This is a genomic window from Ensifer sp. MJa1, from assembly GCF_037026475.1.
Taxonomy (GTDB): domain Bacteria; phylum Pseudomonadota; class Alphaproteobacteria; order Rhizobiales; family Rhizobiaceae; genus Ensifer.
In genome coordinates, this window is the sequence record NZ_JAKUMO010000035.1 from 1 (window position 1) to 12521 (window position 12521).

11 protein-coding genes are annotated in these 12521 nt (G+C 61.4%); 5 read left to right on the forward strand and 6 right to left on the reverse strand.

Annotated features, from left to right (window positions below; genetic code table 11):
• Window positions 1-125 precede the first annotated feature (125 nt).
• Complete coding sequence (locus MKZ91_RS29340; protein ID WP_336174548.1) at window positions 126-803, reverse strand: HAD family hydrolase; 678 nt, start codon at window positions 801-803, stop codon at window positions 126-128.
• Window positions 804-1028: 225 nt separating this feature from the next.
• On the opposite strand from MKZ91_RS29340, the gene rpiA reads away from it, so the two are divergent.
• The 5 genes from rpiA to MKZ91_RS29365 all read left to right on the forward strand — a co-directional run bounded on the left by rpiA (window position 1029) and on the right by MKZ91_RS29365 (window position 6181).
• Entirely contained in the window at window positions 1029-1724 is a 696-nt protein-coding gene (rpiA, locus tag MKZ91_RS29345; protein WP_336174592.1) for a ribose-5-phosphate isomerase RpiA, read from the forward strand.
• Between the two features lie 122 nt (window positions 1725-1846).
• Entirely contained in the window at window positions 1847-2398 is a 552-nt protein-coding gene (locus MKZ91_RS29350) for a DUF2059 domain-containing protein (protein WP_336174549.1), read from the forward strand.
• A 195-nt stretch (window positions 2399-2593) separates the two neighbouring features.
• Window positions 2594-3982 carry a glutathione-disulfide reductase gene (gene gor, locus MKZ91_RS29355; RefSeq protein ID WP_336174550.1) on the forward strand — a complete coding sequence of 463 codons (1389 nt, stop codon included), beginning with the start codon at window positions 2594-2596 and terminating at the stop codon, window positions 3980-3982.
• Window positions 3983-4219: 237 nt separating this feature from the next.
• The gene (locus MKZ91_RS29360; RefSeq protein WP_336174551.1) at window positions 4220-5593 is read left to right on the forward strand and encodes a class II 3-deoxy-7-phosphoheptulonate synthase; all 1374 of its coding nucleotides are present in this window, start codon (window positions 4220-4222) and stop codon (window positions 5591-5593) included.
• Between the two features lie 189 nt (window positions 5594-5782).
• Window positions 5783-6181 carry a GFA family protein gene (locus MKZ91_RS29365; protein ID WP_336174552.1) on the forward strand — a complete coding sequence of 133 codons (399 nt, stop codon included), beginning with the start codon at window positions 5783-5785 and terminating at the stop codon, window positions 6179-6181.
• A gap of 4 nt (window positions 6182-6185) precedes the next feature.
• Here the strand turns inward: MKZ91_RS29365 and MKZ91_RS29370 are convergent, their stop codons facing one another.
• The 5 genes from MKZ91_RS29370 to MKZ91_RS29390 all read right to left on the reverse strand — a co-directional run bounded on the left by MKZ91_RS29370 (window position 6186) and on the right by MKZ91_RS29390 (window position 12308).
• On the reverse strand, window positions 6186-7106 hold the full coding sequence (locus tag MKZ91_RS29370; protein WP_336174553.1) for a hypothetical protein: 921 nt from the start codon (window positions 7104-7106) through the stop codon (window positions 6186-6188).
• 193 nt (window positions 7107-7299) lie between these two features.
• A complete protein-coding gene (locus MKZ91_RS29375; RefSeq protein ID WP_336174554.1) occupies window positions 7300-9039 on the reverse strand; it encodes a TadG family pilus assembly protein in 1740 nt (579 codons plus the stop codon).
• A gap of 1 nt (window position 9040) precedes the next feature.
• Window positions 9041-9463 (reverse strand): TadE family protein, encoded by a 423-nt coding sequence (locus tag MKZ91_RS29380; RefSeq protein WP_336174555.1) that lies wholly within the window; start codon window positions 9461-9463, stop codon window positions 9041-9043.
• A 255-nt stretch (window positions 9464-9718) separates the two neighbouring features.
• Window positions 9719-10267, reverse strand: a complete 549-nt coding sequence (locus MKZ91_RS29385; RefSeq protein ID WP_336174556.1) for a DUF1003 domain-containing protein — start codon at window positions 10265-10267, stop codon at window positions 9719-9721.
• A 112-nt stretch (window positions 10268-10379) separates the two neighbouring features.
• On the reverse strand, window positions 10380-12308 hold the full coding sequence (locus MKZ91_RS29390; protein ID WP_336174557.1) for an LTA synthase family protein: 1929 nt from the start codon (window positions 12306-12308) through the stop codon (window positions 10380-10382).
• Window positions 12309-12521: the final 213 nt, after the last annotated feature.

Here is a 12521-nt window from a genome sequence, read left to right on the forward strand (position 1 = left end):
CGGGGCCGGGTTTCTTCAACATGGCCCACTGAATCACAAACCCCCAGCTCTCGCCAGGGGTTTGTCAGCAGTCTGAGGCCGCGTCGAGCGGCCTTTTTCTTATTCCTTTATCTTTTCGCTCGGCGCTACCTGGCGTCGAAGAGGCCGGTCACCAGTGCCGGTGTCAGTTCGTCGAAATGACGGATGATCACGGTCGGCTCGAGCTTTTCGACCGGGACGTCGGAATAGCCGAACGGCACGGCGATGGACGGCACCGCGGCATTGCGGGCGACGAGAATGTCGTTGAGGCTGTCGCCGATCATGACAGAACGTTCGGCGAGACCGCCGGCATTGGCAACCGTCCTTAGCAAATGATCGGCGTTCGGTTTGCGCACCTCGAAGGTGTCGCCGCCGGAGATCGCGGCAAAGCGATCGACCAGGCCGAGACGCTCGAGCAGGCGCGTCGCCAGTCCTTCCGGCTTGTTGGTGCACACGGCGAGCTTGAAGCCGGCGTCCGAGAGGCGGTCGAGGGCGTCGACGAGGCCGGGGTAGGGCAGCGAATCGCCCGGCATCGAGCCGTGGTAGAAATCGACGAACTCTTTCAGTTGCCGCTCCAGAAGCGCCTCGTTGAGTGGCTTCTGACGGAGTGCGAAGGTCCGCTCGATCATGGCACGTGCGCCGTGGCCGACAAGATGGGTAAGGTCGGCATAGCCGACTGGCGCGAGGCCCACTTGCGTCACCGCATGGTTGAGGCTCGCGACGAGGTCCGGCGCGGTATCGACAAGCGTTCCATCAAGATCAAAGACAACAGTAGCAGAAGACACCGAAAAACCTCATTGGCACCGGAAACCCTTGTCGTCCGGGTAGGCGAAGTCAGAGAAGATTGCAATGGCAAGCATGACGGAGGCGGGGTGTGGAATCCGCGACGGCCATTTCATTTTGACTTTTGTTTGCGCCGTCGGGCGTGTAAGTGTCTCAGCGGAAAACGGGCGGCCGATTGCCATTTGCGACGGTGCCGCTCGCGCGAATCACAAGGGAGCGACTGGCGCATGGACGCCCGCCAAATGAAAATCAAAGCCGCCGCGGCGGCTCTGGAATATGTCGAAGACGGCATGCGTCTCGGTATCGGTACGGGCTCGACCGCTGAGGAGTTCGTGCGGCTGCTGGCCGAGAAGGTCGCGTCCGGCTTTCGTATCGAAGGCGTTCCCACCTCCGAGCGCACTGCGCGCCTCTGCCTCGAACTGGGCGTGCCGCTGAAGTCGCTCGATGAACTTCCGGAACTGGATCTGACCATCGACGGCGCCGACGAGGTTGATCACAAGCTGCGGCTGATCAAGGGCGGCGGCGGAGCGTTGTTGCGCGAGAAGATCGTCGCCAGCGCCTCGAAGCGGATGATCGTGATCGCCGATGAAACGAAGGTGGTCGAGGTTCTCGGCGCTTTCAAGCTTCCGATCGAGGTCAATCCCTTCGGTCAGGTAGCGACGCAGATCGCCATCGAAAAGGTCGCGTCGCGCCTCGGGCTTTCCGGCGAAATCGCCGTGCGGCAATCGCACGACGGCGCCTTCATGACCGACGGCGGACACCTCATTCTCGATGCATCTTTTGGCCGTATTCCTGATGCAGATGCGCTCGCGGGAGAGCTGAATGCCATTCCCGGCGTCGTCGAGCACGGGCTTTTCATCAATATCGCGTCGCTGGCGATCATCGCTGGACCGGAAGAGGCACGCATTCTGACTGCGTCCTGATCCGGCTTCCGCCGCTCCGACAGGAGTGGAGAACGATGACGACAACAGGTTTCCATACATGCGCGCCTGGCGGCGGCAATCGCCCGGGCAGCATGCGACAAAACACAGGAGCAAGGGTAACAATGAACAAACTCGCAGGTCTTGTCCGCACTTTCGCTGCCACCGCGGTTCTGCTTTCCGCATCCATTCCGGCGGTCAATGCCCAGGATGTCTCCGAAGACCAGATCAAGGCGGCGCGCGCGACGATTGCGGCTCTCGGCGTGACCAACAGCTTCGACAACATCCTGCCGAACCTTGCCGAGCGGCTGAAGAACACGCTGATCCAGGCGTCGCCGAACCATCAGGAACTGATCACCGCGACCGTTGACGAAAAGGCGCTCAGCCTTGCCGCCCGCCGGGCCGATCTCGAAAATGAAGCCGCAACGATTTACGCCAAGACGTTTTCGCTGGAAGAGCTGAACGCGATCACCGAGTTCTACAGCTCTGCAGCCGGCAAGAAGCTGCTGAACGACGGCCCGATCGCCTCGCGCGAACTGCTGAAGGCAGCCGACATCTGGGCCTCGGGCGTTTCCCGCGATCTCACCCAGGAAGCGACCAAGTCGCTCGACGACAAGGTCGGCAGCACCCAGCCGGCGGCAGCCGCCGAAGGTGCGGTTCAGGCACCGGCACAATAATCGGCGGCAGTTTGCTGCCGTCCATCACGTTTCGATGAGCCCGGAGCGATCCGGGCTTTTCTTTTTCGTGGGCGCATCACTATATGTGCCTGCGGCGCGGCCCTCGGTCCGCGCCGACGCGCGTCAATCGCAAGGGATTGATGGATACGCGTTCCACTTCGCCATTTCGGCCCGCTTGCTTTCAGGAGACTGCTCATGCCCGCTTTCGACTATGACCTCTTCGTGATCGGTGGCGGGTCCGGTGGCGTCCGGAGCGGGCGCATTGCGGCAAGCCTCGGCAAGAAAGTCGCGATCGCCGAAGAGTTTCGCTACGGCGGTACCTGCGTTATCCGCGGCTGCGTTCCGAAGAAGCTCTATGTCTATGCCTCGCAGTTTTCAGAGCATTTCGAAGATGCGGCCGGCTTCGGCTGGACCGTCGGGGATAGCCGTTTCGACTGGAAGAAGCTGGTCGCCGCCAAGGAACAGGAGATCACCCGGCTCGAGGGCCTCTATCAGAAGGGCCTCAACAATGCCGGGGCCGAGATCCTGCACACGCGTGCCGAGCTCGCCGGTCCAAGCACGGTGCGTCTGCTTGACAGCGGCAGAACCGTCACGGCCGAGCGCATCGTCATCGCTGTCGGCGGCCATCCGTCGCCGCATGACGCGCTGCCTGGCCATGAGCATTGCATCTCCTCCAATGAGGCCTTCGACCTTGCGGAGCTGCCGAAGTCGATCCTGATTGCCGGCGGTGGTTACATCGCGGTCGAGTTCGCCAACATCTTCCACGGCCTCGGCGTCGAGACGACGCTGATCTACCGCGGCAAGGAGATCCTGTCGCGCTTCGACCACGACCTGCGCCGCGGGCTGCATGTCGCGATGGAAGAGAAGGGCATTCGCATCCTGTGCGAGGACGTCATCCAGTCGGTCGCGCTGAATGCCGACGGCAAGCGTGTGGCGCAGACAAAGAAGCATGGTGAGATCGTCGCCGACCAGGTGATGCTGGCGCTCGGCCGCGTCCCGAACACCAAGGGGCTGGGGCTGGAAACTGCCGGCGTCAAGACCGATGAACGCGGCGCAATCGTCGTCGATGCCTTCTCCCGCACCAGCGCGCCTGGCATCTATGCCCTTGGTGACGTCACCGACCGCGTGCAGCTGACGCCGGTCGCGATCCATGAGGCGATGTGCTTCATCGAGACCGAATACAAGAACAATCCGGTGTCTCCGGATCACGACCTGATCGCCACCGCCGTGTTCTCGCAGCCGGAGATCGGCACCGTCGGCCTCACGGAGGAAGAGGCGGCGCGCCGCTTTGACGAGCTCGAAGTCTACCGCGCCGAATTCCGCCCGATGAAGGCGACGCTGTCAGGCCGCAAGGAAAAGATGATCATGAAGCTGATCGTCAATGCTGCCGATCGCAAGGTGCTCGGCGCGCATATCCTTGGCCACGATGCCGGCGAAATGGCGCAGTTGCTGGGTATTTCGCTGAAAGCTGGCTGCACCAAGGACGATTTCGACCGGACAATGGCGGTTCATCCGACGGCGGCAGAAGAACTGGTGACGATGTATTCGCCGTCCTACCGCATCCGAAAGGGCGAGCGGGTCTGAGGCGGGGGCAGCCGGCGCTTGGCTTTGCGGGCGCCGCAGCCCATGAATTCTGGTAGGATGTCTTTCCAAGCCATCGCTTAACGTTTATAAGCCCGCATCCGCGACCCTGGGGCAATAATATTGCGTCGGGACAAGGCACGCGGACATGAGTGAAATTTCCGAATACCGGGCGGTCGCTTTCGACCGTCAGGGCACGACCCGCGCGGACAGATCCGCGGCAGACAACAGGTGATCGAAATGGCACAGACTTGGACTCCAAACAGCTGGCGGCAGAAACCCATCCAGCAGGTGCCGGAATATCCGGACCTGGCAGCGCTTGAGGCGACCGAAGCGCGCCTCGCGAAGTATCCGCCGCTGGTTTTTGCAGGCGAAGCCCGTCGCCTGAAGAGTTCGCTCGCCAACGTCGCCGAAGGCCGCGGCTTCCTGCTGCAGGGCGGCGATTGCGCCGAGAGCTTCGCCGAACACGGCGCTGACACGATCCGCGACTTCTTCCGCGCCTTCCTGCAGATGGCGGTCGTCTTGACCTTCGGTGCGCAGCAGCCGGTGGTGAAGGTGGGCCGCATTGCCGGCCAGTTCGCCAAGCCCCGTTCCTCGAACTTCGAGAAGCAGGGCGACGTGACGCTGCCGTCCTATCGCGGCGACATCATCAACGGCATCGAGTTCACCGAAGAGGCGCGCGTGCCGAACCCGGAGCGCCAGATCATGGCATACCGCCAGTCTGCCGCGACGCTGAACCTTTTGCGCGCGTTCGCGATGGGTGGCTATGCCAACCTCGAAAACGTGCATCAGTGGATGCTCGGCTTCGTCAAGGACAGCCCGCAGGCGGAGCGCTACCGCAAGCTCGCCGACCGGATTTCCGAGACCATGGATTTCATGAAGGCGATCGGCATTACCTCGGAAAACCACCCGAGCCTGCGCGAGACCGATTTCTTCACCAGCCACGAGGCGCTGCTGCTCGGCTACGAGCAGGCGTTGACCCGTGTGGATTCGACCTCGGGCGACTGGTACGCGACCTCGGGCCACATGATCTGGATCGGCGACCGCACACGCCAGCCCGACCATGCGCATATCGAGTACTGCCGTGGCATCAAGAACCCGCTCGGTCTCAAGTGCGGCCCGTCGCTGACGGGTGACGGCCTGCTCGAGCTGATCGACCTCCTGAATCCGGCCAACGAAGCCGGCCGCCTGACGCTCATCTGCCGCTTTGGCCATGACAAGGTCGCCGAACATCTGCCGCGCCTCATCCGTGCGGTCGAGCGCGAAGGCAAGAAGGTGGTCTGGTCCTGCGATCCGATGCACGGCAACACCATCACGCTCAACAACTACAAGACCCGTCCGTTCGAGCGGATCCTGTCTGAAGTCGAAAGCTTCTTCCAGATCCACCGCGCCGAAGGCACGCATCCGGGCGGCATCCATATCGAGATGACGGGCAACGACGTCACCGAATGCACCGGTGGTGCCCGCGCGCTTTCCGGCGACGATCTTGCCGACCGCTACCACACCCATTGCGACCCGCGCCTCAACGCCGATCAGGCGCTGGAACTGGCCTTCCTGCTCGCGGAACGCATGAAGGGTGGTCGTGACGAGAAGAAGATGGTGGTCAACGGCTGACCTATCTGCCTGGCGATGTTCAGCTTTTCTGAACGTCGATCACCGGATATGAAATTGACAACGCCGGGTCGGCTCAAGAAGCTGGCCCGGCGTTTTCGTGTCCGGAGCAGGAAGTGGCGCGGGCCATTGCGCCAAAACCTCCGGTTCATGGCAGGGTCAGAACAAGTGCTATCGCCGGGGAGGGTCGCAATGGGAGACATACATAAAGGGAGTTGCCTTTGCGGGGCCGTCCGCTTTACCGCGCGCGGTGAGTTGCGCGAGCTGATCTACTGCCATTGCAGCCAATGCCGCAAGCAGACCGGGCTCTATTATGCGGCGACCAACGTCGAGAGCCGGAACCTCGACGTCGAGGGGACTGAGAATGTCAGCTGGTACCGGGCGAGCGACACAGCCAGCCGCGGCTTTTGCCGGGTTTGCGGTTCTGCGCTGTTCTGGAAAGGCGATGGAGCGGACCACACGTCGATCATGGCCGGCGCATTTGAAAAGCCGACCAACCTGAAGTCGGGCTATCATATCTTCTGCGAAGACCAGGGCGATTTCTACGAGATCACGGACGACTTGCCGAAGTTTGCGGCCGGCCGCGTGTGAAAGGTCACCTCTGCGCGCCGCCGCTCGCCTCGCGCTCTGCCTGCGCGAAACCATTGGCAAGGCCGGCCAGCTTGACCGCCTGCCAGTAGCAGTACTCGTCGATCAGTCGCGCGCTGAGCCAGAACATGCCGCGTTGACCTTCTGTGGCCCTGCCGAGGAAGCCGCCGTCCTGGGCACGCGTGAAGATGCGCCGGATATGGGTGTTGGAGATCATGTAGTGGGTGGCGAGGTCCGAAAGGTTGGCTTCCACCCAGACCTTGCCATCGACCGGATCGAGGCCATCTGGCCGTGACATCAGGTCGTCGAGCAGCAAGCCGCCGCACTCGGTCCACACGAACGTCGCGACGCCTTCCGGTGGCTCGCACCACCGCCGGTCCGACAGCAGGAGGCGCGCTGTGACCGGCTGCGCACGTTCGAAGAGTGAGGGATCTGCTTCGACCCGCTGGACGCGACCTTTGCCGTCGAAGCGGTCAAGCGTGGCCATCTGGCTCATGAACCAGCGCATCATTGCGCCCTGACTGATCTCGGTCGGTTCAAGCGGGCGGATCTTCTTGCGCGCTCGTCCGCCTTCAACATCGCGCAACAACTTGTAGGTCAACAGTTCGGCGATAAAGGCGGCAGCGGTATTGCGGCTCGCACCACCCGTCTCGTGCACGAGTTTCAGCAGGCGGGCCGTCGTGATGCCGCTTTCCGGGTTTGCGGGATCACGCTCCAGGTGAAGGGCGTAGATCGCCTGGCTGAGCGTCCACTTCTGGTGGGAGGCGACGAGGCGGGCGATGCGCGGAAAGGTGTCATAGGCCGCCATGAGGTCGCGGCCGCTCGCCTGCAAGTTCGCCCGGAACCCTGGATGACGCAGGAAAGTCTCTTCGGTGAAGGTGGCCGAACCTCTTTGTTCGGCGCCTTCATGTTCAGCCACGACACGCATCTGCTGCGCACACCCCCGATGCTCGTGCGGCTTTCCGGACGCCGGGTTTCAAGATGCCCGGCCGCCAGCCGCCACTCAGCTGCCCCCTTATAGCAGAGATAGCTTGCCCATAACGTGTGAACTGCAGCTTTTGTTCAAGCGGGGCGCCAGGCGGTTTTTCCGCCCGACGCCCCGTGACTGCCTTGCGGCGACCTTACTGTACCAGTACCGGCGGCTGGCACTTGACGCCGGTCACCCGCACGTCGGCTTCGCCCACCCTGACGCCTGCAAGCAGCAGCAGGTTGTAGAGCAGGTCGTCGACCGGCTTGGTGACGGCGCCGAGCGTCTGGGCGAGGGCCTGCTGTATGACGACTGGACTGCCAATCGTCAGGAACAGCACCTGGATGTTCAGGTCGAGATTGTTGAGCAGCGTCTGCGTCGTCGAGGTGAGAATATCCCTGGTCGAGACGCTCTTGATCGATCGGGCCGCGACCTCCGCCGGGCTGAAACTCAGGCGCGAGGCCTTGAGGTCCTGAGCTTCCACATGGGCGAGCGCATCGATCTTGACGACGAGGGCATCGACGATCCGGGCAGTTCGCACGCGCGCGTCGGACGAGAAGTTCGACAGCACCGACGGATCAACCGCGCCAATCGCGATCTCGGCAACGCCCGGCACGGCATCGACGGTGACCGAGGCGTTTTGCGGGCTGCCGCCATAGCAGCGGATGTCGGCGAGCTTCGCCTCGGCATAGGCGAGCTCCACGTAGATCGGCAGGCGGATACGGATGCCTGCAAGTGCCGCAAGCCCATCGACGTTGACCTCGACGGCGAGGCGGGTTTGCGCCGTGCGTACGGCCGCTCCCGGCGCCCCGAGGCGATGGCTCGGCGTTTGCACCGGCGGCTCGCCGATCGCAAGCTTGACCTTGGCGGATGCGATGCCGGGAAGCCCTGCGACCGCGTTGAAGGCGATCTGATTTTCTCCATTGGCAATTGCCGCGGCCGCAGAGACCATCTGCAATGCGCTCACCCGCATTGCCCAATCCGAGCCGGCATCGACGCTCAGACTCTTCTTCGGATCAAGGTTCAGGATCTGCGCCAGTGTGAACGTCTTCTTGTTGTTGGCGGTCGAAAGCTCGATGCTCTTCAGTGCGGTCGTCACCGTTCCGGACAATCCCTGCACCAGGCGCATCGACGATAGCAGTTGCGGCATGGTCAGATTGGCCTTCAGCACGTCCTCATAGGAGGCGGCGGTCAGGTTCAGCTTTGTCGAAATGATCTTCAGGAACGGTTGGATGTCGATGTCGGCATTGATGAGTGCCTCATAGTCCATGACCTTGAGCGAAATGGTCGTGCCCAGCATCTGGCCGAGAATGGCGTTGAGCAAACCATCGTTCAGGCTGGCGAGACGCGAACCGACGGAGAAGGCTGCGATCTTGGAGCTGGCTGCCGTGCCATAGACGCTCAGATCTGGTGGCGCGCTGAAGATCGATGCCAGGAAGATCTCGCCCTTCTTTTCCAGCTGGACCTGCACGGCATCCGCCGGAGTGGCATCCTTCACGAACCTTTGTCCGGCCTCGATCGTCGGATCGGGGACGTATCGTCCTCGCGTGACGGTCGCCACGCCGGCCACCTTGCCGGTCCCGGCCTCGGTCAGCGGCAGAACTTTGCCATCGACGGTCATCAACCCGTTCGCCGTGACAACGGCATAGTTGAGTTTGTTGTTGGAGAAGTGGTCGAGAACCGCCTTTTCGGCTGCCTGGACGTTGGCGGCCCCGGCAATCGCGGCGAGATCAACCGTCGACTGCATCTCGCGCTTCTGCACGGTCAGATAGCCGTAGTCGATCCCGAGGCCCATGGAAGCGATGATCAGCGGCATGACCAAAGCAGCCGAAATGCCGATATTGGCGTCCCGAGATCGTGAGAGGGCACCGAGTTGCTGCGAGTACCACGGCATCCTAGACCCCTCCGATGCGTATGGTCGCGAAACGCTCGATCTGTTCGCTCGGCATCGCGAATGTAAACAGGTTGAAGATTGGAAGGTCGCCGGCGTCGTACTTGATCCGGACGGTGAACTGGTTGGCGTTGTTGGCGTCGTCCCGCACGGTGACCGTCATGCGCGAGGACTTGATGAAGGCCTGGTCCATCGTGGTGCGGCGGATGTAGTCGGTTGCGAGCCGTTCACGCTCGCTTTCGGACAATCCGGCAATCGCGGTGCGGGCTGCATCGGCAGCGATCTGTTGAATGGAGTGAGCGGCACTCAGATAGACGCCGTAGGCGACCAAGGTCAGCACGCACATGAAGAAGAGTGGCGCTATGACGGCAAATTCGATTGCGGCGGCACCGTCTCGGCCGCCTAAGAGGCGCTTGAAATTGGACATTGCAGCATCTCCGCGTACCCACGTTGCTGTAATTTCGAATGTCCCTGCAGCGCTAAGGTTGACCGCTAATTATTAATTTTTTTATACCCCGATAAGTTGTTGATTTTTGATACATTTCGCAAATGTTGCAAAGTATGCATTTTTAGTTGAATTAGAATTTACGAAAGTGAGCCAGATTTCGCGCTGCATCGAGGGGCGCTGGAAGTGCTCGGCCATGCAGCGTGCTTCTTCAGCCTGTTCACGCGGGCCGTCCGGTCAGTCCTGGTCGGGCGATGACCGGTAGCGTTCGAGCTGTCTGTTGAGGACGGCCAGATCGGCGCGCAACTCTGAGATTTCCCGAAGCAGGACGTCGTCGACCTTGTGATGCAAGGCGATCAATTCGACTTCCGACTTAAGGTTGACCTCATAATCCTTGGAGGCGGCGAAACGATCACGTTCCGCCTGGCGGTTCTGAGACATCATGATGACCGGAGCCTGGAGGGCTGCGAGCATGGAGAGCATCAGGTTGAGGAAGATATAGGGGTAGGGGTCGAAGGCGCCGGTGGCGAGCAGGACGGTGTTCAGCAGAACCCAACAGACGAGAAAGCCGCAGAAGCCGATGATGAAGCTCCAGGAGCCGCCAATGCGGGCTATGTTGTCGGCAAGCCGCTCGCCGAATGAAAGGCCGGCCGTGAAGGCCACATGCGAATCGGTCGCAAGCGTACGTCGGTCTCTGGCATGCGTGAGAATGCGGCGCTCGATCTCGCCAAGCTCGCTGAGCGGCTTGCCGAAAAGCTGTTTCGAAAGGTCATTGAAGTGCGGCATGGCGATCTCCGGAGTTGGCCGGAGACAATCTAGCGCTTCAGCGCTGCAAGAAAATCAGGCAACGCCGGAAAATGAGGGACCGGAGCAGTTACGTCTGCTCCGGTCCCTTCGATCAATGTGCCTCGACGCTGGCGAAGAGGTCGGCATGCGACCTGAAGAAGCGATCGGTCGAGAATCGGTCGCCAAACATCATGTCGTGCTGCAGGAAGCGGTAGTCGCGCAGAAGGGCGGGCACCTTCGGCTGGCGCGACCATTCGGCGACTTCCTTGCCGTTCTTGCGGATCAGCATGTAGCGGTCGACGACGCGGTACTGGTCGTAAACCTTGCCGAGGAAGCCGGTGTAGTAGGGGTGCTCGTAACCGGACTGCTTGAGGATCTGGTAGGAGAGGAAGGCCGGGCTGATGGTGCCGACGTTCTTCTTCGGGCCGGTCTTGTTCGACCAGACGACGAGCGGCGTTTCATGCTGGGCCTTCATCTGGTCCTTCGAACCTTTACGCTCGGCGGTAACGCCCTTCATGAAGCCGGTGCTGGTGTAGACGGTGTTGAGCGGCGGCAGGTGGTCGCCAAAGAGCACGATGATCGTTTCGCGATCACGCTTCTTCGCCCAGTCCATCAGCATCTTCAGGCTCTCGTCGGCTTCCTTGATGCCCTGCGCATAAGTGGCGAGCACCTGGCGGTCGGCTTCCGGCAGGTCGCCTTCGACCTTGATGGTGTTCTTGGCATAGCGGTTCGCCTCATAGGGGCCGTGGCCCTGAAGCGTGACGGCGAAGAAGAAGAACGGATCGTCCATCGCATCAGCCTGGTGGATGATCTCCTTGGTCAGCGATTCGTCCGAGGCGAAGATGCCGCGCTTCTGCATCGCCGGCATGTTCTCTTCCGACTTGAACATGTCGAAGCCGAAGGCCTTGTAGACGGCAGTGCGGTTCCAGAACCAGCTCTGGAACGGATGGATGGCGCGCGAGACATAGCCTTCGCCGCGGAAGAAGGTGGCAAGCGACGGGATCGGGTTGCGGATGTACTGCTGGTACGGAATGCTGCCGTAAGGCAGGAAGGCGTTGGAGAAGCCGGTCAGTGCCTCGAACTCGACATTGGCGGTCATGCCGCCGAATTCCGGCGAGAAGACGTTGCCCGACTGCATCTCGCGGATCGTCGGCATCGGATCGGGCGAAAGCTTCACGTTCGGCAGGCGGGTGGGATCCCAGAAGGACTCGCTCATCAGCACGATGACGTCGGGCTTGCCGCGATGCGAGGTGCCGGCCGGAAGCGGCTTCACCGGGATACGGTCGATGGCGTCGGCCATGTAGCCGGCAGGCGCGCTGACATTGGCCATCGGCAGGTTGATGGCGAAGGCAAGCGCAAAGCCGTTGTGTTTGTAGTTCTCCGTCTGGTCCCACATGATCGGGATGACCTTGAGGCGGTCACGGATCCAGGAGAACTGGTTGTAGTCCATGATGTGCCAGAAGGCGACGAGCAGCGGCACCGCGAAGGCAAGGCGGGCGATACGCTCGCGCGTTGAAAGCTTCGGAAAGGTGCGCCAGGCGTAGCGCAGCAACAGGGCGATGGCGACAACGGCGGCAACCAGGCCGACAGCGATGCCGACGGCGGTCCACGGCCGATCCTTCACCAGAACCGGCATCAGTTCCATGATCTGGCGGCCAAAGAGGAAATCCGTCGGATAGAGCGGGTCCGACAGGAAGACCTGCTTCTGTTGGCAGACGACGGCAGGAATGATGGCGAGCGGCGCGATCACCACGGCCGACTTGTGTTCACGACCGAAGATCCCGTCGACGGCCAGCATCAGCAGGAAGAACGCGCCGATGGTGGTCCAGGCCGGACGCATCGGATCGAGGAAATAAGCGACTGTATCCGTCATCGACTGGCGTACGATGAGCTCGACGACGAAAACCAAAGTGGCGGCGACAAACAGGGAGAAAAATGCACTGCGCGCGGAGGCGAGCGTCTTGGCGTGCCGTACGGCAAAGGTGGGTCTATCGGCATAGACACGCGACCTTCTCGCAACGGCGGAATCGATACTAGCCAACTTATTCTCCAATTTCACAAATGCGTCGTGTAACTGTCATACGCCTGTCATTTTGAACAGGGGATGAATGGTTTCTTAACGGGGTTTGGAAACAGCTTTCGCGTCGTCAGGGCGTGCGAACGGCTCGTCATAACGAGCGGGAAATTCAGAATTTTTTGGAATTTTTCGCGTTCCGACGATTGGCAGTGGGTATTTTCCCGCGGATTGCGCTAA